This window comes from Collinsella ureilytica (assembly GCF_019795105.1).
GTDB lineage: Bacteria > Actinomycetota > Coriobacteriia > Coriobacteriales > Coriobacteriaceae > Collinsella > Collinsella ureilytica.
Window position 1 is genome coordinate 269,230 of record NZ_JAIMFO010000005.1, and the last position, 20,282, is coordinate 289,511.

Here is a 20,282-nt window from a genome sequence, read left to right on the forward strand (position 1 = left end):
TTCATGCAAGACGTATGCACCGCACAGGATACATGCAAGAGTTCCCGATCAGTGAGCAGCTGCAATAATGGGAGCTGCAACCTGCTTCTTGCGCGAAAGCACGCCCGGCATCCACACGCCCTCATGTACATCGGCAATGCCTAAACCGCGCTGGGCAACCTCAGTATCGCCAGAGAGCAAGACCTGAGATCCCTCTTCTAAAATATCGGTGATGAGTAAGACCACACCTGCCGCGTCATGCTCCTTGCGATACTCCTCCATGGCCTTTCGAATCTCGGGCAGCTCTTGTAAGGCAGCAGCCCCATCGACCGTTTCATACTGGCCAATAAAGAGGTTCTTTCCACCAATCTCAAAACGCTTAATATCGCGCTCCACCATTTGGCGCGGGGTAAAGTCTCCCGAGCCACGGCTCTTAAAGATCTCCTTGCCATACTCAACGGGATCCACACCCAGCTGTTTGGCAAGACGCTCAGCAAAGCGACGATCAACATCGGTCGCAGTTGGGCTCTTGAGCATGACGGTATCGGTCATCATAGCTGCAAGCAAGCAAGAGGCCTGAGCATCTGAGATCTCTACGCCATACGCATCAAAGAGATACGTGATAACTGTGCAGCTTGAACCCCAAGGCAGTACAACCGCAAAGGGGGGCTGAGAAGTCTCAAAATTGCCTATCCGATGGTGATCGATCAAGCCAACGATATTGGCGTGTTCGCGACCAGGCACCGACTGACCAAGCTCATTGTGGTCAGTCAGGATAATCTGCTGGCGCTCTTCACCTTTAGCAGGAGGCTCAATGCCCTCAATAAAACGAGGCTCCTCAATTCCTAGGCGCTCAAGCAGAAGTGCGCTCTCTTTAGGCAACGGACCCAAGCGACAAGGAACATAGGTATTCCCATCGTTCAAGGCATTTTTGAGCTGCGCGAACATCAGGGCAGACATAATGGCGTCATTATCGGGGTTTTGATGACCCACAACGAGGATGGTGCTCATGGATTCCTCCGGATTCACTCGATCAAATTTACCGATATCCTAGCATGAGAAAAGACGGGGCGGCACCTTATGGCACCGCCCCGCCCAATCCTTTACAGCAAGCCTACCGACGTTTACGTGCCACCATAACAGCACCTGCGCCTGCAAGCAAAATGCCAGCTCCGTTTGCCAAGCAAGCAGAGATCAACGCAGCGTCACCGGTCTGAGCCAGGTGAGCCCGGCGATAGTTCCGACGAGGCTGCTTTTTGGGCAGAACCGTAATCGTTGCTTCCTCAGAAACTACCGTTGTAGAATCGATTGCGTTCTCTGCATCTGTAGGATTCGTACCTGCAGCTACTGGCATCGGAAGCGAAAGCTCAACGCGATAGACCTCAGTTCCCTCTTTTTCTGAGCTTACTGCCAAGGTCTTTTCATGTGCGCCCTCGACCGGTACAAAATCACCTGAGTTATCGCGGCGATACCACTGATAGAGCAAATCTTCACTGAGATCCGTACCGTCTGCTGCAAGCGCTTGTGCTTCAACAGTCAGTGGGGTCGTCTTGTCACCCAGCTCATAGGTTGCCGAAGTCGGCTGAGCAGAAATGGTGATTGTTGCAGACTGCGGCTTGGGAGCAGGGGCGACGAAATAAGCCAGAGGAGTCTTCATCGTGCCTGTTTCGGCATTCAAGTCAGAAGGCACAAAGGGCTCGGCAGCAGAAGCCCCCTTCAGGTGCGCGCGCATCTCATTCAAAAGCGGCTTAAGCTTGTTGTACGCCTCAGAAGTTACCTGAGCAAAGAGCTCGTTGGCGAATGCCTCACGCTCGTCCTCAGGAGTTGCAGACATCTGCTTATCTGCCTCGGCGTGCTGAGCAATAATCTCTTTTTGCAGCGCGTCCAAATAGGTACGAACGCCCGAAGCCAAGGTTGAGCGGTTGTTATAGGCAAGCGTATTGATATCCATCAAAACGTAATCAAGATTTTTGCCCGGCTCTTCTTCCATAGCCTTTTCTACAGAATCTTCCTTCGCCTTTCCCTGATGGTCAGCAGTTACCGTATCCCACGCAGGATAGTACTCTGATGGAACCTCGGTCAGCAAGGCAGAGTAGATGGGCAAAAAGACGCTGAACTCTGCGCGCGAAAGTGCTTCCCAATGAATGGTTGCAATATCGGCAGACTTGCCGGCACGAATCTCGAAGATGTGATTTTCCACATTGCGATTATTGCCAATGGCATAGAGCTTGGAGTTCGTATTGGCATTGAGCTTTTCGGTCTGCTCGCCACGAGCTGCCAAGGAACGCAGTGCCTTGAACGTATCTACCTTACCGCCCGGAATAAAGGTGAGCTGAGGATCGGTGATATTGGTTACGCGGCCATCTGAGTCAACCGTGTAGTCGGTACCCTCCTCTAAAGGTGCACCAAAATATGCACGACCTTGCGCTAAGCGTGTGTTCTGACCAGCGCCTGGATCCTGCTTACCATAGGTCTTTGCAATATTGGGCGTGCCATCGTCATAGCTTTGAAGCAGGTTATGATCCTGGGCAAGCTTGACCACGTTTGCGGAATGCAAACACGAGGTCTCATCATCCAAATCGGCCTTGTACTGGAGTCTTCCCATATTTGGGTTTACCGACGCTACGTCTGACCCCATCTTCCAAGCAATCCACTGATGACCAGAAAGCTGGCAGAAGATCCAAGTCTCAGCATTGTCTGCGATAATAATCTGGTTGCAGTCTTGCGAGCCATGCTGATCAATCACACGACCCAGCTTGACCACACCATCTTTTGCCGTATCAGCCACAGAAAGAATGAAATCTGCCAAGTTGTACTCGCCAATGCCGGTAGGCACGAGTGGATCAACTGCCGCAATCGCATCGTTATAGTCGGTCGTTAAGGTCGCAGAAACAGAGACACCGCGCTCGTTAGTACCAACCTCTGAATACACTCGCTTGGCAATTGGATCATCCTGGGCATCCCAAGCCGAGGGAATATCGCGCACATAGGTATAACGATAGCCCGTTCCCTGATAGGTATATTCAAATCCTGAACCCACGACCGCATCGTTTTCAAAGGAGCGGAACTGCGGGTTTTCCAGGCGCTCTTGAATGCCGAAGCACTTCACATAGCGCGGATTATAGTCTTCCGCGCGACCCACATAGGTGGATCCATTCTCGGTGAGGGAGCTCCCCACGTAAACCTGCGTGCAGGCAAGAGCGCTCATCGGCGTTGCTAACAGCAGCGACGCAGCGAGCATGCCCCCTCCCGCAAGCTTGCGCATAAGGGACTGAATTCTCATACCATTGCCTTCCTTTCTTAAGGCCGACATCGCCTGAGCGTGAACTCAAGACGCAATAGGCACAATAGCTCCCTTGAGTTTACTCAATTCAAGCCCTTTTTTATTTAAAATGTCTCGAGCTTTTCCGTAGACGGATGGGGGAAATCGACAGAAGGATGCTGCCGAGAAGGTCACGTATGACATGAGGAGCGCTCCGCCCTCTGAACCGCTTATGGCTGAGAACCACCTACACCATAAGGAGGACTCTTTCCAGTGAGCCGCCTATGGCAAGAGGGCCGTTCATGACACGGCAGCGCCTCGCGTGTTTGCGAAACGCTGCCAGAGAAATGCCCTCACTGCGCATTGCGTATACTCTGGGCACATGATGCAGGTGCTGAACGATCTACGCCTTAAGCGCCGCGAGTTCGCGGTGCACCACCATCAGCTCAGTTGCCATAATGCGCACCGTCTCAGCACTTGCCATCTGATCCTCAGCATGGAGCAAAATTAACGGAGCTACGGGTTCGCGCTCTCCTGCTGCGTCAGCTTGCAGCAGGCGCATATGAGCATCGTGACCCTTCCCGTATGCCTCGTCTCCTTCGGCTATTGCCGCATCAGCCGCATCAAAGTCGCCAGCATGAGCCTGGCGAACTGCATTGATAAAGCAGCTTTTTGCCATGCCAACATAGCTGATAATTTCAAAGCAGATCAGTTGCAGTTCTTCTTTTTCTTCAGGCGTCATGTGGTGACGATCCTTTCTAGCTTGTTTGCAACGCGCAGGCGCTGAGGCACTTCGCCCTCGCTCGCGTGAGCCCGAACGCCATAGTTCGAACACCATCGCTCAGCGCCACAACCCATCAGCGCAGCATGCTGCGACGCTTATCCAATCCGCTCGAGTGCCTCGTCGATGATCTTGGCTGCGTTCATCCGGCCATAATCCACCATCGGAATAACCTCAACGGGAATGCCCGTACCAGCAAGCGCCTCTTCAAAATCGCCCTTGGTGTAGGCAATCTGGGGACCGAGTAACACAATAGTTGCATCGTCTAAGCGCTCACGCGCCTCATTGAGCGGGCGTGCCTCAATTGTAAGATCGAGCCCGCGAGCCTCAACTTCCTTTTCCATCTTTTGCACGAGCAGACTCGTAGACATACCGGCATTGCAGCATAAGAGAATCTTTTTCATGATGATCTCCCTTTCAGTCTTCATCTCAGAGCATAACGCTCATACAAAGTATTCGGTCGCACCCGGCGTAGCACCCTAGTTCTCATCGCTTGTACTCTCAGCGCTTGCCTGCTTCATAAAGACCTTCTCGGACACCTTCATGAAGGGCAGGTACAGCAACACATCAACCACGAGCAAGATCACCTGCAGCACCACGGCAGCAACGTCTCCACCGGTTGCTAAGAAGCTATTCAAGAAGAGCGGGGTTGTCCAGGGAACCGGAGCAATGCAGGGCGCAATAATGCCTGCCACAGTTGCTAAATATGCCACCGTAATATTTACTGCTACGCACAGTACAAAAGGCACCATGAGCGGCAGGTTATACACGAGCGGATATCCATAAATAACTGGCTCGTTGATATTAAAAATGCCCGGCAAGAGCGACATCTTTGCGACCTCGCGAGAAGGCTTGTACTTGCCCCAAATGAAGGTGGCAATAATCAGGGCAATGGTGCAGCCCGATCCACCACTCAGGGCAAAGACATTAATGATGTCCATATTCATATAGTTCTCAACCGGAATAGGCTGACCAGCCTGGAAAAGCGTGGTGTTTTCCAAAAGCACGATGGTCAGAATCGGCTCTACCAAAACACCCGTTACCGTGCTCTGGTGAATTCCCAGCGTAAAGAGGAAGGTGCCCAAGCAGTATACAAAGACCAGGCCAGGCAGGCTGGTAACAACCGAGCGAAGCGGTGCTTGAATCCAGGTATTAATAAGCGAGATCAGATCAGTTGCAAAAATTGCATTGAGCAAAAGTGCAGCAAGCGCAAAGGTTCCGAGTGTAAGCATGATCGGAATCAAGACATTAAAGGACTTCTCAACCGCAGGGGGCACACCCTCGCCTAACCGAATCGCAAACTTATCAATACCAGACAGCTTGATAAAAAGTGTGGTGGCTAAGAGTCCAATGGTAATGGCACCAAACATACCCTGGGTTCCGGTATTGGATGCAGAGAGCACACCACCCACCTCAGCCGTGGTGATCTTTTCGGTGATCAGCTCAGAGCCAGCAGCAAGGTTTGCCGTAACCGTCATGGGCATCATAATTACGAAGGCTGCGATGGAGATAACCACGCATGCCACCGCATTATCAAAGCGCTTGTTTCGTGCGAGGCTGTATCCAATCATGCCAGCCAGCAGCAAGGCTGAAATATTTAAGGTACCTGAGGCAATAGCAGATCCCCAGTACTGCAGCGTTGTGAGGAGCTCGGCATTTGGAGCAAGTCCATTCGCGCCCCAGATCTTATCGAATAACACGGCATTTACTAGCACAGCAATACCGACCAGTATGAACAGCGGCATGATGGTGGCAAAGGCATCGCGCAATGAGCGCAGATGCACCTGGTTGCCGATCTTGGCTGATTTCTCGGCAAATGCGTCAAGAAATGCCTGGCCTTTCGTAGATGACATAGTGCTCCAATCCTTCGTAGTAGATATGTAAGACTGGTACGATCCGCATCGAACATAATCCGCATCGATCGTGCCTGAGCTGGGGGCGCTGGTGCCTGGTACGCCTAGGTTGAACGAACAATGCGCCAGGTGCGCCTGGCATGCCTGAGCTGAGCGCGCCTGAGCTGAGCATGCCTGAGCTGAGCATGCCTGAGCTGAGCGTGCCTAAGCTGAGCGTGACTGAGCCGAGCGCGAGCCACGCCCAACTCCTTAGACGATCCGGTGGGTTTGAGCAACCTCAGCAAGCCAAGCGGCTGAGCGCTTTGGACGGCGCTCATAGGAAGCGCCAAGATCCACCTCAACGAATCCATACCGATTCTTGTAGGCATTTGCCCAGCTCCAGTTATCAATCAAACCCCAATAGTGATAACCCAAACAGGGCGATCCTTCCTCAATCGCGCGCGCCAAACACACGAGATGATCTCGCACAAACTCGATACGGTACGAATCTGCAATCACGCCCTCTGCATCGCGGTTGCTCTCTTCATGCATCACCCCCATGCCATTTTCAGAAACGAACCATGTCAAACCCGGATAGTTATCCCGGATATAAAGACCAAAATCATATAAACCTTCTGGATAAATTTCCCAGCCACGACTCTTGTTGATGCGTGCCTGCGGCCAGTGATAGTCATCTGACAACCGCAGGTGGCCTCGCTCATCAGTTGCCGCTTGGGGGGCTTGTACGCGGCGCGGCTGATAATAATTGCAGCCCAGCCAGTCAACCACGCCTTCTGCAAGAATCTCCTCATCACCCGGACGAGTGGGCAAACAGACCCCCCGATCCTCAAGGGTTTTGACCACGTCTGCTGGCAGCTTTCCGGCCGTTACCAAATCGAGCCACCACCGGTTATTGATCCCGCCCACCATACGGACGGCCTCCAGATCGGCCTCGCTTGGATCATCTTTTGTATACGTTGGATTAAAGGCGTTGATGAGGCCAATCTTGGCGTCCGAACGAATCTCTCCTGCCTGCTGCAGACGCCGAAACGTACGCACCGCCAAGCTATGCGCCAATGAAATATGGTATTGCACGCCGCGAGCCCGACCAAAGTCACGAAGCTTGGGATACCAAACGCCCTCTTGATAGCGCATCTCTGGCTCTACCGTAGGCTCATTGAAGGTAAACCAGTGCAAGACCTCATCGCCAAACTCACGAAATGCAAGCTCAGCATAGTGAGCATAGGCCTCCACGACCTCGCGGCTCTCCCAGCCTCCCCGGCGAAACAAATACGTAGGCATATCAAAATGGTAGAGATTTACAAAGCATTCAAGACCGGCTTCGTGCGAGGCACGGAACAACTCATGGTACCAGGCTGCACCCTCAGGATTGATTGATCCATCGAGCGTTAACAGGCGGCTCCACTGGATTGAGGTACGCCACGTAGTCAAACCGAGTGAGGCCATCAGAGCAAGATCCTCGCGATACCTTGCCATAAAATCATTGCCCGCGTAGCTTCCCACTCGATTGTAAAACGCACCAAGATCTTCGTTTGACCAGGTATCCCACAGGTTTTCGAGCTTACCGCCCACACACCACGCGCCCTCGGTTTGAGGGCCTGACATTGCCGCCCCAAAAAAGAAATCCTCTGGGAGTACGTACCTGTGCGCAGCCGCTTCTGGGTCACCTCCCTGTTTGGGTGCCTGGGTATCTTCTTCTGTACCTCTTAAATCTGCTTCCTGCGCATCTCCCAAGAGATCTCCTCCCCGCCTCATGCACCTACTCACGAGCTCTGCGCTCAATTCATCCGCCATGCCTACCAGCACCTACGCATAAGCTCACCGTTCATGGTGCAAAGTGTAGCGCTCTACTTGTTCTTGTAAAGCGTTCTTTTTCTGAACGGTGAAATAACGCCGGCAAACGGCCTAGAGACTAGGATTTGCCGGCGCTAAACGGGTGGAAGCCTATACGGGTGGAAGCCTAATTGTGTACATACGTGCGTCTTTAAACGCATTTCTGCCCGTGGTTGGCGTCAAAAGTATGTCTTAAGACGCAAAAATGTACTAATTTTGACCCTCTATACCGTGAAATACACGCTGTGTCGCACGGGCACGTTGGTAAAGATGAATCGATACGCCCCCTCATCCAAGTTTGGACGATGTCAATTGCCACGTGGAGCAAGGAATCCATCACGCTCGGTTGTTGAGAACGGCACATGAACCGTAAACTCGGTGCCGGGCTTAACTGAGAGCTGAAAGGCTCCTTCAATCTGAGAAACAGATAAATTAAAAAGCTCACTGTCTACCCGCAACCATAAATGGCGTTGAGCCTCAGAGAGCAGGCTCCAGCCAAGGGAGTCCAAGTATCCGCTCTCTTCGCCGCCCGTTCCATCGTTGCGAATCACAATATCGAGCACGACAAGGTTTACCTGGTCAAAATCGGTAGTGTCTGAGGCAATATAATTATAGTCTGGAGCTCTTAACGACGAGTCCGGAGCAAAGCGGCTGATGTACTCGTTTACCGACATCCGCGATGCGCCCGTCACCGTAATCTCGTACGGATCAGTATGTTCATACTCGTACTCAGCAAAGGATCCCTTCAACGCCACCGGCTCACCAAGCGAATGCACCTCAGAAGGATAGGTAGGAGCCACCCGGTTTACCCAGGTAACACCCATAGCAAAGCCTGCGATCAAGGCAATGCCCACCAGCGCGCCGAGTATCCTAGTCCAGAAAACACGCTTATTGCTCGCCATGAGAGTCACTTCCCTTCAGCACTTCATGGCCGTCCAAGTGACCCTCAGCTAGGTGATAGAGTTCATCAGATAAGGTGGTGAGAATGCGTGGATCATGGCTTGCAATAACCAGCGCAGCACCACGATCGCGCTCGCGGCGAACCAGCTCGGCCACCATCTCTACTCCCGAAGTATCGAGGGCGTTCGTGAGCTCATCAAGCACAATGAGGTCAGGTGATCCCATCACCGCTGCGGCGATTCCGAGCCGTTGCTTCATACCGAGCGAATACTTCCGGTATCGGCGGTGATCATCGGGGTCAAGCCCTACGGTATGCAAGAGTTCCCGCAGGTGCTCTCTATCCGCCTTTCCTTTAAGAGCTGCAATGAGAGCCAGATTATCTAGGCCTGTGCGCGTATCCAAAAACGCCGGACCCTCAAGCAGAAAACCAACACTCGGCGGAACTTGGATCTCAATACCTAAGAGTTTGCCATCAATCCAAACACCGCCCGAACTTGGTCGCATGAGACCTAAAATAGCGCGCATGAGCATCGTCTTACCAGAGCCGTTAACTCCAGCTAAACCCACAACCTGGCCAGATTCAGCCGTCAAGGAAATATCTTTTAAGCCCTCTGTACTGCCAATGTGCTTGGTGAGCTCTTTAATCTCGAGTTTCATGATTCGTACTCCTTTGAGAGGATATCCATCCGCGAGAATCGCCAGCTGCCGATGAGCATCGCTGCCGCGCCTAAGCAAAGTGCAAACACGATGCCTCCGAGCGGATCTACTCCCGACGTTATAACGGTTGAGGCGCGCCCGAACATGAGGTACTCCCCCGGAAGAAGCGGATGAAACAGCAGAGCCGACATAAACAAAATGCTCGCGGTAACCCCGTAGCTCAAAACCGGCCGAATCCAAAGCGAAGCGCAAATTGAACCATGCACAGCGCCCACGACATACAGACTCCTGCTCCAAGTGCAGAAAGGATGGAAAGCGAACGAGGAGTAGAAACAAAATCAATAACATCGATCATGAGACTGCCAACCACGTCCTGACCAATCGTGAGCGACAAATCACCCGAACAAATCGCAGTTACTGCAGCAGACAATCCGAAGATACAAATCCAGAATGCCAAAACATAGGCACTAATCCACAAGCATTTTGAGATCCACCAACTCCGGCGACCCCCGGAAGCCACAACCGTCTGAATTCCAAAACCTTCCAAGTTCCTAAAGGGATAACGCAAAGGAATAAAAAACAAAATGAAGCAAACCATGAGCCACGATGCGGGAATGACGAACGGATAATTCCGCTCAGGATGATAAATTGACATACCAGAAAACGAGACAGCAAGCATATCTCCCCAAGCAAGTTCAGTGAGTGAGAATCCGGCTCCCGTATAGCCAACTAAGAGATACGAGAATTGCAATATCAGCGCACCGGGGATAAGCAGTGCCTGCCGCCATATTGAGCGAAATCCTTCTGAGAAATCGATTCGGATAAGGGTGCATATCCTCATAGGATATCCCTCCTCTGATGCCGAATCAGCAAGACAACCGATGCAAGGGCAGGCACAAGCATCGTTGCGGCGGTACTCATTGGGTCACGCTCATAAGATCCCCGGTCGCTCGCAAGAGGCTCGCAATATCAATGCAGCACCCCTCAAGAGCCATAATGCTAAACACATAATTCGATAGATAGCTAACGATTGTAGCAAGTACGTACGAACTTACCAGCAAGATAACTCGATTTTCAAGCAAAGTGGAACAGGCAAGTACAAATACACCCCAGAGTCCAGCAAGGAAAAAATCAAGTACGGTCTTAGCCAACACAAACATGAAGGAGTGTGTAAAGAAGAGCTGCGCCCACATCTCTGTGTTATGCATGCCAAATTTGTCTGTAAACAGGTGATATGAACTTCTTATACAGAGGTGTTTACATGCCAATGACCTGCGAAATCTTTTTTCTTAGTTGTTCGCGACTATGTACAACCAAAAACGCGAAGCCCTTGCGGCAAGCGGTATTTACGCTCCCACGAGAGTAGCAACGCTCGCGAGCAATGGCGTTCATGGTAAGACCGGTGGCACTCAAAATCAGAATTTCAGCTTCCTGCTCTGAGAGACCTTTGCTCAACAGATAGTGCAGCACCCGATCGTGGTTGGGCATGGAGATACTCGGGGTGCGATGCTCCATAGCACTATGCAAACACAGTTGAGCAAACCCCAACACGGGCATGCTACAGATAATGAGACAAGACACGGCACTGATTACAGAAACTTCGCCTCGACCACCAAACGGTAATGAAAAATGCAGATGAAAAAATCCTCACATTTCAAGCCGTTCTTCATTGTGCAACACGACCCACACAAGAAAGATTGCAGCTATCAAGGCCGGGAACAGAGCAACAGTTGTGCACATGCGAGCAACAAGAGAGCGCCTGCCCTCATGAAACCACCACGCCCGAGCAAGGGTAAGTCCTATAAGCAAACCGATCCCAATGAGCATCGCACTAGGTGCAGGAGCGGGTTTAATGAGCGATCGTGAAAGGTCATAGGGAGCTGAAAGGAGGAGCAGAGCAATGCCAAACAGCACTGTTCGCACCATACGGATAAACCACGTGCGCCGTGCTGGTACTTGATCACATTGCTCGTCCACCGTCACCGCCCTTTCGCTGCGCCGCTACATGTGCTCATACCATGCACCGACAAAAATCAACTTTTGTATCGTCACTATAGCGCAGCGGAGTATTTTCGAAGAGCTCTTTTTGTTGAGCAGCCTTCTGTTGAGCTCTTCACTAGCACGCCCAAGCAGCTGCGCGGTCACCCTCAAACTGCATCCGATAGTATCGTGCATAGGTTCCATCACGAGCCATCAGCTCATCGTGAGTACCCTGCTCAACCACGCGTCCCTGCTCAACGGTAGCTATAACATCAGCGCTTCGAATCGTTGAGAGCCGGTGGGCAATCACGATTGTTGTACGCCCGCGTGCTAGCTCAGCCAAGGCTTCCTGCACGGCAGCTTCGCTCTCGTTATCCAACGCGCTCGTTGCTTCATCCAAGATAAGAATCGACGGATCTTTCAAAAAGACGCGAGCAATAGCCACGCGCTGCTTTTGGCCGCCCGAAAGTCGGCTTCCTCGCTCACCCACAACCGTGTTATAGCCCTCGGGCAAGGTCTCAATAAACGTGTGAATATTCGCTCGACGAGCGGCTTGCTCAATCTCAGAATCACTCGCCCGTGGTCGGCCGTAGGCAATATTCTCTCGGATCGTTCCGTCAAAAAGGTAGACGTCCTGCTGAACCAGGCCGATCGCCTTTCTCAGACTTTCTTGCGTAACATCTCGAACATCTTGCCCATCGATCTCAATAGTTCCTGCATCCACGTCATAAAACCGAGGCAAAAGCGCGCACGTAGTGGACTTGCCGCCGCCAGAAGGACCAACTAACGCAAGGGTCTCACCTGCTCGAATGGTGAGATTCAGATGATCAATGACTGGGCGCTCTTCGCCAGTATCTGTTCTCTCACGCGTTTCGTAGCTAAAACAGACATCGCGATACGTAATTTCTCCGCGCTCCAGCACGAGATCGGGGGCACCCGGAGCGTCTGCGATATCTGGTGCATGACGCAATACCTCATCCATACGACGAAAGCCTGCGATCGCCTTTTGGAAGAGCTCCGTGGAATTCACGAGGGTCTCTATCGGCGTTGCAAAAAGGCTAATGTAGAGCGCAAAGGTTGCCAGATCAACGGCACTTATTTGGTTGTGCGCAATCAGGTAACCACCGAGGATGATGATTGCCGCGTACAAAGATCCGGTCATAAGGGCACTCGTAGCTTGGTATCTGCCCATCACGTGATACATGTCCACTTTTGAAGCGAGGTAGCGCTCATTCGAGTGACCAAACTTAGCGCGCTCCACCTCCTCGTTTGCAAACGACTTCACCACACGCATCCCAGCAAGCGAGTCTTGAAGTTGGGAGTTCACTTCCGCGATTCGCACGCGGTTCTCGGCGTAGACCGTTCTCATCCGATAGTTTTGGTGCACCATGATCGCGACAAAGACCAAGGTAATCCCTGCCATCACTCCAGCTAGAATCGGGGCGATCGTAAAGAGGATGACGAATGCACCAACAATCTCAATCGTACAGATAATGAGCCATTCTGGAAGATGATGGGCTCCCTCACAGATGTCAAAGAGGTCATTTACGACTCTGCTCATCATCTCCGCTGAATTATGGCGGTCAAAATACGAAAAACTCATCCGCTCATATTGGTCAAAAAGATCTTGGCGCATCTGGGATTCCATGCGCGCACCCATGATGTGACCTTGAGCAGACACAAAGTAGCGGCACGCCGTCCGCACGAGGTAGAGCACGATCAAGCCCAGGGCAATCATGCCCAGCGCGTCAAGAATTGCTGCGGATCCTTCGCTAAACAGGCCTCCCGCAAGGGTGCGCAAGATGATAGGAAAGGAGAGATCAATTGCCGCAAGCACGAGAGCGCAGGCGGTATCTCCTATGAAGAGGTGAAGCTGCGGTCGGTAGTACGAGAGGAAGCGCTTAAACATAGACGCCTTTCAGGTTGAACTTTCTGGTCGAATCGTGTGGAGCGGGACAAAGTAGACAAAGCAAGGTGAACGAAGGGTAATTTGGAACAGTAATACAAGTGTAAATCATGATCAGGACGGACAAGAACGATACCTGTATACTCGCAACAACCGAACAGAGCGAGGTAGACGCATGCTGAAGTACGAAGCAATTGCAGAAGACCTACGGAAACAAATTGAAGACGGAACGTTGGGGCAAAACGAACGCCTACCCACCGTTGTTGAGCTATGTCATGCCTATGGCGTGAGCAAGATCACTATTCGTCGTGCTATGGAGCGGCTGAAAAAGGACGGCCTGGTCTCGAGCCGTCGTGGCAGCGGTACCTTTGTAAAGCGATCTGCCTCGTTTGAAGAAAATCCGCTCGTAACTGGTCTCAACGAGCACGCAGAGGGCTTTACCGCTCAGCATGCTAAAGCTGGCGATGCCGTCAGCTCTGAGGTCTACGATTTTGCCGTGATCACACCACCGGCGGAGGTAGCGGAGCTGCTCGGACTCTCTGCGGAAGACTTCACGTACTACCACTGTCGAACGCGCATCGCCAACGACCTCCCGATTGCCATTGAGTACACGTATATGTCGCTGGCGCTTATCCCTGGTCTGAAGCTTCATCACTTATATGAGTCGGTCTATCGGTATCTTCGGGAAGAGGTCGGGCTCAAACTCGGGAGTTTTCACCGTGCAATTCGTGCTGTTCCAGCAACCGAAGAAGAGGCTACGCGCCTAAAAACCGAACCGGGAGCCCCTCTCCTTGAACTTGAGCAGGTTGGCTATCTCGACAGCGGCATTCCTTTTGAATACTCCCGCACGCGCAATGTTGGCTCTCGCTACGTTTTAAATAACATCACGCTTGCTTGAACTGGATGCCGCATCATCCTCTATACTCAAGCTAAAAATCAATCTCATCGCGTTTGGAGCGTAGTATGCAAAACCTTGCACAGCCCATTGTTCTCAAGCCTGTATTTCACGAGATGATCTGGGGTGGACGTCGGCTCGAGACCGAGCTTGGATATACCATTCCCGACGGCCCAATTGGCGAGTGCTGGGCAATCTCTGCCCACCCCCATGGCGACTGTCTCATTGCTGGTGGGTCATTTGACGGCATGCATCTTTCCGAGCTGTGGCGTGAGCATCGCCATGAACTCTTCCCTGGTGCAGATCAGGATCGCTTTCCTTTGCTTGTAAAAATTATTGATGCCGCCGCCGACCTCTCGGTGCAGGTTCATCCCAACGATGAATACGCGACCCTTCATGAACATGGCAGCTTAGGCAAGCGGGAGTGCTGGTATGTGCTTGACTGCGACGACGACGCTACGATCGTTATTGGACAGCGAGCCAAGTCGCGCGCTGAGCTCGCTCAGATGATTGAAGAGGAGCGCTGGAACGAACTTCTCAACGAGGTTCCAATTCAGCCGGGCGATTTTTTCCAAATTGACCCCGGTACCGTCCATGCCATTAAGGCTGGCACGCTCATTCTTGAGGTGCAGCAATCAAGCGATATTACGTATCGCCTCTTTGATTACAACCGCAAAGGGGCAGACGGCAAGACTCGCGAGCTCCATATTGCTCAGAGCCTTGATGTGGTTGATTACACGCATGAGGCACCAAGCTCCGGAGCAATTCAGGCGATCGAGCATGATGGCATTACCTGCTTAGAGTCAAATGAAAGCTATACGGTTGAGCTCATTCGAACAAACGGGAGCCGGATCGTTTCTCACTCAGAACCGTTCCTTTGCATTTCGGTTATTGGAGGAGCAGGCACCATTTGCGGTGAGCCGGTGCAGCTGGGCAGCCATGTGTTGATCCCTGCTACCATTCGCAACATCGAAATTGAGGGCGAGCTAAAACTCATCACGTGCCGCCCGTAAGGATACGTGCCAACAATACTATTTCCGGATGCTCGTAAGCGTTTTTGCCGAGCGTAAGGATGCTTGCTGCTCATAAGGCTCTCGGGTGCTCGTAAGCGTTTTTGCCGCCAAAACGGCTTCCGGGCGCTCATAGGGGGTTTAATTTAGTACATTTATTGCCCATCAGGCACGGATTTGACGCCAAGTGCGGGCAAAAATGCTCCTAACGACACCAAAATGCACGCAAGCAGAAAAAATAACTGGCTTCCCATCCCGTACAGACAGCTTCGATTGATTGGATTCCCAAAACGCCCGTAGCCGGCAGAGAAAAATGAACGGTGAGCTCGAAAGAGCTTACGCCGCATGAAGCGCTACGAGCCACAGAGCGCTGCTCGACATACAGCGCTACGAGCCATGAAGACTGGCACGGCAGAGAGCTTGAAAACTCAGATTTATTTAAAAGGTAAACGCTTGACGCAAGGCTTGAGCAGCTGCCTGTTCATCTGAGCCTTGAACCGTAATGATGAGTTCATCGCCGCAGGCCGCGTTCAACGACATCAAGGCCATCAGATCTTTTGCATCTACACCACTACTACCTGCGGGAATATCGGCCGAACGGTCGCCAGCAAACGAACTATCCACTCGAGACACCGTGATCTTGCTGTCCCACGACATTGCTGCGGCAGCAATTTGAGCAACAGGGCGAGCGTGCAGACCCAGAGGATCACAAATAATATGTGAAAACTGAATCATGCACGCTCTTCTTTCTTACCTAGCGAGTAACGCGAATAACGGCCTCACCAGCAGCAACCTGAGCCTCAGGCTCAACTGCGAGATCTACGCTTGCAAACTCAGGCGTATTGGAAACAGCCAGCACAACGCAATCTGCAAAGCCTGCCTCTTTGATAGCGGCGCGATCCATCGTAATCACCGGCTGACCGGCAACTACCTTGTCGCCCTGCTTCACATAGCCTGTGAAGCCCTTGCCCTCCATGCTAACCGTATCGATACCAACATGCACCAAGACCTCGATGCCGGTATCTCCCATGATGCCCACGGCATGACCCATAGTCACGATCACCGTACCAGAAAGCGGTGCGTACACCGTTTCCTCTTCAGGCAAGATCGAGCAGCCCTTGCCCAGCACCTCACCAGAAAAAACCGGATCAGGTGTATCGGCCATAGCAATAACGCGACCAGCAACCGGGGCGCAGAGCACGTCATCACCGCTTGCAGCCTCAACAGCTGCGGGTACTTGAGGCTCAGCTACAGCCGGTGCCTCTTCCTTCTTCTTGAATACATCGAACAGTCCCATGTGCCCTCTCCTCACGTTCGCTGGAACACTTGTACCAGCACTGATACCCGTATGCTGGCTCCGACCATCTCAAAGCCAACGCACGTGCTGGCACGTCTTTGACAGCAATACTATCGAGCCTGACTCTCAAAAACACAGAGCCACCCGGCTGCCAGCATGACCATGCCAGCAATGATACCGGTCTTACGCGGGGTCGATAAGCCCAAGCGCCAAAAATGCCGCTTACTTTATCCTCGTCTACCCCCCCCCGCAACATAGCCTGCCATAGCACGAACGCTAAAAATAGATCTCGAGCCGCGCATACCCTATTCATGTTTAGTCGCATTCATTCAGTAGGCCATTTCTGCGAACAGAATTTTGATCTATTCCTTCAGCCAACGAACCCTTCCACTGCTCACACATCTTTCCGATGCACAAAAAAACGGGATCACGAATAGTGATCCCGTTTTACACCAGCTTTGAGTGTATACGTTCAATTAGCCGCGGCGACGCTTTGCTAACACCATGCCGCCGGCACTCAACAGCACACCGCTCGTAGCGCTCAGTACTGCTATGCCATCAATCGCACCAGTCTGCGGGAGACGAGGGGCAGTACGCAACCGCCTCTTTTTGGCTAGCTTTTCCTTAGCAGGCTTAGTTAAAGACACCTTAAACTCATCAATTGTTGCCCCGTTTTTGTCTTTAACGATTACAGCAATTACATCGCCAATTTTTGCCTGATCATTGGGAGTTACGGTAATCGAGCCGTCTTTATTCAACACTGCAGTGCCAGGGCCATTCACGTCAACCGTAGTTCCCTCCTGAACCTTTCCTTGCTCCAAAGGCACAACAACAGGAGTGTCTAGAGGCGTTGTTGCGTCACCCCATGTGGGTGAAATGGGTGTCGCAGGTGTTATAACAGCAGCTTTTGGAGAAATATCCAGCGTCCATTCACACACAGCGCCATCTGCAACGTAGTTCAGTACGGGATCAACCAACGATGCAGTTACCTTAACATAGGTACCGCGCTCATTAGGCTCCCCTGCCTTGTTTACACGAACCTGAGTGTATGTCCATGTTGGATGTGCTGGGTCGGCTGGCTTAGGAATAAGAACCTTGCCCGGCACTCCCGCTTCTGTCGACGATTCAACTGTTGGAGCTTCGGGTGTTACCGCCTTCACATGAGACGTAAGCTTTACTTCCCATCCAGTAAGATCGCTGCCTTCGACACCGGTAATTTCATAGCGCCCGTTTGCACTCTTAGTGGTTTTGGTATCGCTGAACTGAGCCGTCATGGTATACGTTTTATATTTACCTGTGTAGTTACTATAAAGATCAAAATCATTGCCCGATGTTGCATAAGTAATGAGTGTTTCTCGATGTGTCGCATCATACTCCGCACTGGGGTGATGCTCAGCCGCATCCTCAAAGGTATATGTGTTGACGATCGGCCTGCCGTTTCTGCCAATGAACGGCTCCGTCTTATCCTTATAAGTTCTATTAAACCCAATTGAGATGGGAATTGTTGTTTTATTTCCTGTTTCCACCCGATCATCAGGGTGGATATCCCCATTCACAAGAGAGAAGCGGAAATCTGTATTGGCTTGCTGAAACAGCAAGCAGTCTTGTACTGTTGTGCCTGGAGAAACACCGGTGCTGTATGCGAGATCGCGTGCATATCCCGCCTCATCAGTCATATACAGATAACCTTGGTCAAGTCGCACATCGGTATACGTGGTATCACCAATTGTTTGCGTGGCCTCGGTTGTAACTTCAAACGTGGCTTTTTCGCCGTACGTCAGCTCAAATGCTACCCACTTATTCTTTGGCACCCGTTGCTCGGCTGCATCAGGCGCTGGTTTGCCATATTGCGGGAAGTACATCAGGATCTTAACCTTTTGCCCCATACGAGCCTCATCAAATCCCCAATGCGGCTGGTCATCCTTGTATTTCCAGCGGAAGTTTATGGTCCAGCTGCTTGTTGTTGGGGTATCAGCAAAGGAAGCTCTACCTCCCCCCAGCAGGCTAACGACAAAGACAAAAACAATTGCCAAGCCGAGCCAAATATGAGTTTTTCTCATCGGAGACTCCTTTCTTGTATGTTGGGATTTTATCATACATTGAATTCTGAGCAAAAAAGGCGAGAATTACCTGGTTGCAACAAAGACTGCAAGCCTTTATAAGATCTTTTTATACATAATTGCTCCCTTATTAAGGATTTTTATGTATCTGTAAGTTAAGGAAGCTGTATCACCTCACAAAGAGCTGATGCTTTTGCTCACTTCAGCTCAGATCGCATCCCTTGACTCACAATACACCCTCCTTGGAAGAAGACATCCCTAAGAAATAAGTGTGCACAGCTGTATCAACCAAGCATGGACCCACATGCACAAGTGGCTCCTCTAAGGGCAACAAGCTTGATTACATCGAACATCAACGTGGAAACAGCACTCAGATGGAGATAGTGGAGCCCTCGCCGTTTACAACAGATTCTTATCTGGAAAATGAGCGCAAATTGGAAAATGAGGCGTTCGGCATGCGTAAGCCCCGTCTACTCCTAAACGCTTAGGGATAGACGGGGCTATGCAAACGGAACAATGTGTATGCGCACGCTTATGCGCTTGCACGCTCCGCCTTAGCTGAAGTGCCTACAAGCTTCTCAAGTGCAATGGCGATTGCGAGTGCCACTAGAGCGGGAAGCACCCAGCCAAGACCCTCTTTAGCAAATGGCAGGAGGTCAAAAGGCAGCCACAACGTCTTTGCAAAGGCGTCGCGCATACTGACAGCCACGCTAATAACCGCAACGGTACCAATCACAAACGGCCACACGCGTGGCACGCGATCGCACACAGTATGAAACACTCCCATAATTACCAAGACAATGGATACGGGATACAAAGCGCTCAGAAGCGGCACTGAGAAGGTGAGGATCGCGTCGAGACCAACGTTGGAGACTGCGCAGGAGAAAAGGGCGAAGCCAAAGGCCCACGCACGGTAGGACGCTCCCGGAATCTCTTCAGAAAAATAGGTTGCGCAGCAACTAATCAGACCAATGCACACGTTCAAGCAGGCAAGCAAAAAGATTGCAGCGGCAATTGCCACACCAACCGATCCAAAGTGACGAACCGCAGACTCCGTAAGAACAAAGGCACCATTGGTAGCCTCAGGAATTGCAGATGCAAGTTGTTGGCCTGTAAAGGCAAAACCGACATAGATGATGCCAATCAAGGCTCCAGCAACAGCGCCAGCTCGCGAAATCTCACGCGCAACATCGCGCGGCTCAACCACACCAAGCGCTTGGATATTCGTAGCAATCACAATGCCGAAAGTAAGGGATGCTAAAAGATCCATGGTCTGGTAGCCCGTCAAAAAACCTTGAAGCATCGGACTCTGATCATATGGCGTTTGGGCTGCAGGAATTGAAGCTGCTGGATCTAAAATTGCTGCAACCGTTACGGCAACAATGAGTACGATCAAAGCAGGCCCGGTTACTCGGCCAAGCAAGCGAGTGAGCTTGCCTGGGCGTAGTGCAAAGAAAAAGGCCACCGCAAAGAAGGCAATCGAGAAGATAAGACGAACCATCTCCATAGGTAGATCTGGTGGCAACAGGGGAACCAACATCTCAAATGAAGTGGATGAGGTTCGCGGAATTGCCAGACAAGGACCAATCGAGAGGTAGATTGCAGCAACAAAAATGCGGCTAAACCACGGGTGAACACGATTGGCAAGCGAGCGAACCGTTCCCGCTAAGGCTACCGAAATAATGCCTAAAATGGGCAGACCAATACCGGTGATTAGAAAGCCAATGGCAGCAGGCGCCATGTCTGATCCAGCTTTGAGACCCAAAAGAGGAGGCAAGATCAGGTTTCCGGCTCCAAAAAACATTGAGAACAGGGTGACCCCTACTGTAGCCGCTTGGGCAACTGACAATCTACCGGCTCGTTCCATAC

21 protein-coding genes are annotated in these 20,282 nt (G+C 51.7%); 2 read left to right on the forward strand and 19 right to left on the reverse strand.

Annotated features, from left to right (window positions below):
• Positions 1-48 precede the first annotated feature (48 nt).
• The 15 genes from K6V98_RS03910 to K6V98_RS03980 form a co-directional block, all read right to left on the reverse strand.
• Positions 49-990, reverse strand: coding sequence for a manganese-dependent inorganic pyrophosphatase (locus K6V98_RS03910; RefSeq protein ID WP_222199216.1), 942 nt, complete (start codon positions 988-990; stop codon positions 49-51).
• 103 nt (positions 991-1,093) lie between these two features.
• On the reverse strand, positions 1,094-3,262 hold the full coding sequence (locus tag K6V98_RS03915) for a C69 family dipeptidase (RefSeq protein ID WP_222199217.1): 2,169 nt from the start codon (positions 3,260-3,262) through the stop codon (positions 1,094-1,096).
• A 382-nt stretch (positions 3,263-3,644) separates the two neighbouring features.
• On the reverse strand, positions 3,645-3,983 hold the full coding sequence (locus K6V98_RS03920) for a PTS sugar transporter subunit IIA (protein WP_222199218.1): 339 nt from the start codon (positions 3,981-3,983) through the stop codon (positions 3,645-3,647).
• A gap of 137 nt (positions 3,984-4,120) precedes the next feature.
• The gene (locus tag K6V98_RS03925) at positions 4,121-4,426 is read right to left on the reverse strand and encodes a PTS sugar transporter subunit IIB (RefSeq protein WP_222199219.1); all 306 of its coding nucleotides are present in this window, start codon (positions 4,424-4,426) and stop codon (positions 4,121-4,123) included.
• Between the two features lie 75 nt (positions 4,427-4,501).
• Positions 4,502-5,875, reverse strand: a complete 1,374-nt coding sequence (locus K6V98_RS03930) for a PTS sugar transporter subunit IIC (protein WP_222199220.1) — start codon at positions 5,873-5,875, stop codon at positions 4,502-4,504.
• A 104-nt stretch (positions 5,876-5,979) separates the two neighbouring features.
• Positions 5,980-6,243: a pentapeptide repeat-containing protein gene (locus tag K6V98_RS08785; RefSeq protein ID WP_371734517.1), complete on the reverse strand. Its 264-nt coding sequence runs from the start codon at positions 6,241-6,243 to the stop codon at positions 5,980-5,982.
• A complete protein-coding gene (locus K6V98_RS03940; protein ID WP_306792737.1) occupies positions 6,125-7,609 on the reverse strand; it encodes a glycoside hydrolase family 1 protein in 1,485 nt (494 codons plus the stop codon). The genes K6V98_RS08785 and K6V98_RS03940 overlap by 119 nt, the downstream gene beginning before the upstream one ends.
• A 407-nt stretch (positions 7,610-8,016) precedes the next feature.
• Positions 8,017-8,610, reverse strand: a complete 594-nt coding sequence (locus K6V98_RS03945; protein WP_222199222.1) for a DUF5028 domain-containing protein — start codon at positions 8,608-8,610, stop codon at positions 8,017-8,019.
• Positions 8,597-9,265: an ABC transporter ATP-binding protein gene (locus K6V98_RS03950; RefSeq protein WP_222199223.1), complete on the reverse strand. Its 669-nt coding sequence runs from the start codon at positions 9,263-9,265 to the stop codon at positions 8,597-8,599. The genes K6V98_RS03945 and K6V98_RS03950 overlap by 14 nt, the downstream gene beginning before the upstream one ends.
• Positions 9,262-9,411: a hypothetical protein gene (locus K6V98_RS03955; protein ID WP_222199224.1), complete on the reverse strand. Its 150-nt coding sequence runs from the start codon at positions 9,409-9,411 to the stop codon at positions 9,262-9,264. Before K6V98_RS03955 ends, K6V98_RS03950 begins: the two co-directional genes overlap by 4 nt.
• A 74-nt stretch (positions 9,412-9,485) precedes the next feature.
• Positions 9,486-10,106: a hypothetical protein gene (locus K6V98_RS03960; protein WP_222199225.1), complete on the reverse strand. Its 621-nt coding sequence runs from the start codon at positions 10,104-10,106 to the stop codon at positions 9,486-9,488.
• Between the two features lie 76 nt (positions 10,107-10,182).
• Complete coding sequence (locus K6V98_RS03965) at positions 10,183-10,473, reverse strand: hypothetical protein (protein WP_222199226.1); 291 nt, start codon at positions 10,471-10,473, stop codon at positions 10,183-10,185.
• A gap of 49 nt (positions 10,474-10,522) precedes the next feature.
• Positions 10,523-10,780: a helix-turn-helix domain-containing protein gene (locus tag K6V98_RS03970; RefSeq protein WP_222199227.1), complete on the reverse strand. Its 258-nt coding sequence runs from the start codon at positions 10,778-10,780 to the stop codon at positions 10,523-10,525.
• Between the two features lie 132 nt (positions 10,781-10,912).
• Positions 10,913-11,242, reverse strand: a complete 330-nt coding sequence (locus K6V98_RS03975; protein WP_222199228.1) for a hypothetical protein — start codon at positions 11,240-11,242, stop codon at positions 10,913-10,915.
• 139 nt (positions 11,243-11,381) lie between these two features.
• Positions 11,382-13,154, reverse strand: a complete 1,773-nt coding sequence (locus K6V98_RS03980; RefSeq protein ID WP_222199229.1) for an ABC transporter ATP-binding protein — start codon at positions 13,152-13,154, stop codon at positions 11,382-11,384.
• A gap of 172 nt (positions 13,155-13,326) precedes the next feature.
• On the opposite strand from K6V98_RS03980, the gene K6V98_RS03985 reads away from it, so the two are divergent.
• Positions 13,327-14,049 carry a GntR family transcriptional regulator gene (locus K6V98_RS03985; protein ID WP_222199230.1) on the forward strand — a complete coding sequence of 241 codons (723 nt, stop codon included), beginning with the start codon at positions 13,327-13,329 and terminating at the stop codon, positions 14,047-14,049.
• Between the two features lie 65 nt (positions 14,050-14,114).
• Entirely contained in the window at positions 14,115-15,059 is a 945-nt protein-coding gene (locus K6V98_RS03990; protein WP_222199231.1) for a type I phosphomannose isomerase catalytic subunit, read from the forward strand.
• Positions 15,060-15,494: 435 nt separating this feature from the next.
• Here K6V98_RS03990 and K6V98_RS03995 read toward each other — a convergent pair whose 3' ends face one another.
• The 4 genes from K6V98_RS03995 to brnQ all read right to left on the reverse strand — a co-directional run bounded on the left by K6V98_RS03995 (position 15,495) and on the right by brnQ (position 20,280).
• Complete coding sequence (locus tag K6V98_RS03995) at positions 15,495-15,791, reverse strand: HPr family phosphocarrier protein (RefSeq protein WP_222199232.1); 297 nt, start codon at positions 15,789-15,791, stop codon at positions 15,495-15,497.
• 19 nt (positions 15,792-15,810) lie between these two features.
• Positions 15,811-16,353, reverse strand: a complete 543-nt coding sequence (locus tag K6V98_RS04000) for a PTS sugar transporter subunit IIA (RefSeq protein WP_222199233.1) — start codon at positions 16,351-16,353, stop codon at positions 15,811-15,813.
• A gap of 476 nt (positions 16,354-16,829) precedes the next feature.
• Positions 16,830-18,413, reverse strand: coding sequence for an LPXTG cell wall anchor domain-containing protein (locus tag K6V98_RS04005; RefSeq protein WP_222199234.1), 1,584 nt, complete (start codon positions 18,411-18,413; stop codon positions 16,830-16,832).
• A 532-nt stretch (positions 18,414-18,945) separates the two neighbouring features.
• Entirely contained in the window at positions 18,946-20,280 is a 1,335-nt protein-coding gene (brnQ, locus tag K6V98_RS04010; protein ID WP_222199235.1) for a branched-chain amino acid transport system II carrier protein, read from the reverse strand.
• Positions 20,281-20,282: the final 2 nt, after the last annotated feature.

Bases quoted from the DNA above. Each gene is read 5' to 3' on its own strand.
- K6V98_RS03910 (WP_222199216.1), bottom strand. From the start codon at position 990: ATGAGCACCATCCTCGTTGTGGGTCATCAAAACCCCGATAATGACGCC.
- K6V98_RS03915 (WP_222199217.1), bottom strand. From the start codon at position 3,262: ATGAGAATTCAGTCCCTTATGCGCAAGCTTGCGGGAGGGGGCATGCTC.
- K6V98_RS03920 (WP_222199218.1), bottom strand. From the start codon at position 3,983: ATGACGCCTGAAGAAAAAGAAGAACTGCAACTGATCTGCTTTGAAATT.
- K6V98_RS03925 (WP_222199219.1), bottom strand. From the start codon at position 4,426: ATGAAAAAGATTCTCTTATGCTGCAATGCCGGTATGTCTACGAGTCTG.
- K6V98_RS03930 (WP_222199220.1), bottom strand. From the start codon at position 5,875: ATGTCATCTACGAAAGGCCAGGCATTTCTTGACGCATTTGCCGAGAAA.
- K6V98_RS08785 (WP_371734517.1), bottom strand. From the start codon at position 6,243: ATGCCTACAAGAATCGGTATGGATTCGTTGAGGTGGATCTTGGCGCTT.
- K6V98_RS03945 (WP_222199222.1), bottom strand. From the start codon at position 8,610: ATGGCGAGCAATAAGCGTGTTTTCTGGACTAGGATACTCGGCGCGCTG.
- K6V98_RS03950 (WP_222199223.1), bottom strand. From the start codon at position 9,265: ATGAAACTCGAGATTAAAGAGCTCACCAAGCACATTGGCAGTACAGAG.
- K6V98_RS03955 (WP_222199224.1), bottom strand. From the start codon at position 9,411: ATGTTCGGGCGCGCCTCAACCGTTATAACGTCGGGAGTAGATCCGCTC.
- K6V98_RS03960 (WP_222199225.1), bottom strand. From the start codon at position 10,106: ATGAGGATATGCACCCTTATCCGAATCGATTTCTCAGAAGGATTTCGC.
- K6V98_RS03965 (WP_222199226.1), bottom strand. From the start codon at position 10,473: ATGCATAACACAGAGATGTGGGCGCAGCTCTTCTTTACACACTCCTTC.
- K6V98_RS03970 (WP_222199227.1), bottom strand. From the start codon at position 10,780: ATGGAGCATCGCACCCCGAGTATCTCCATGCCCAACCACGATCGGGTG.
- K6V98_RS03980 (WP_222199229.1), bottom strand. From the start codon at position 13,154: ATGTTTAAGCGCTTCCTCTCGTACTACCGACCGCAGCTTCACCTCTTC.
- K6V98_RS03985 (WP_222199230.1), top strand. From the start codon at position 13,327: ATGCTGAAGTACGAAGCAATTGCAGAAGACCTACGGAAACAAATTGAA.
- K6V98_RS03990 (WP_222199231.1), top strand. From the start codon at position 14,115: ATGCAAAACCTTGCACAGCCCATTGTTCTCAAGCCTGTATTTCACGAG.
- K6V98_RS03995 (WP_222199232.1), bottom strand. From the start codon at position 15,791: ATGATTCAGTTTTCACATATTATTTGTGATCCTCTGGGTCTGCACGCT.
- K6V98_RS04000 (WP_222199233.1), bottom strand. From the start codon at position 16,353: ATGGGACTGTTCGATGTATTCAAGAAGAAGGAAGAGGCACCGGCTGTA.
- K6V98_RS04005 (WP_222199234.1), bottom strand. From the start codon at position 18,413: ATGAGAAAAACTCATATTTGGCTCGGCTTGGCAATTGTTTTTGTCTTT.
- brnQ (WP_222199235.1), bottom strand. From the start codon at position 20,280: ATGGAACGAGCCGGTAGATTGTCAGTTGCCCAAGCGGCTACAGTAGGG.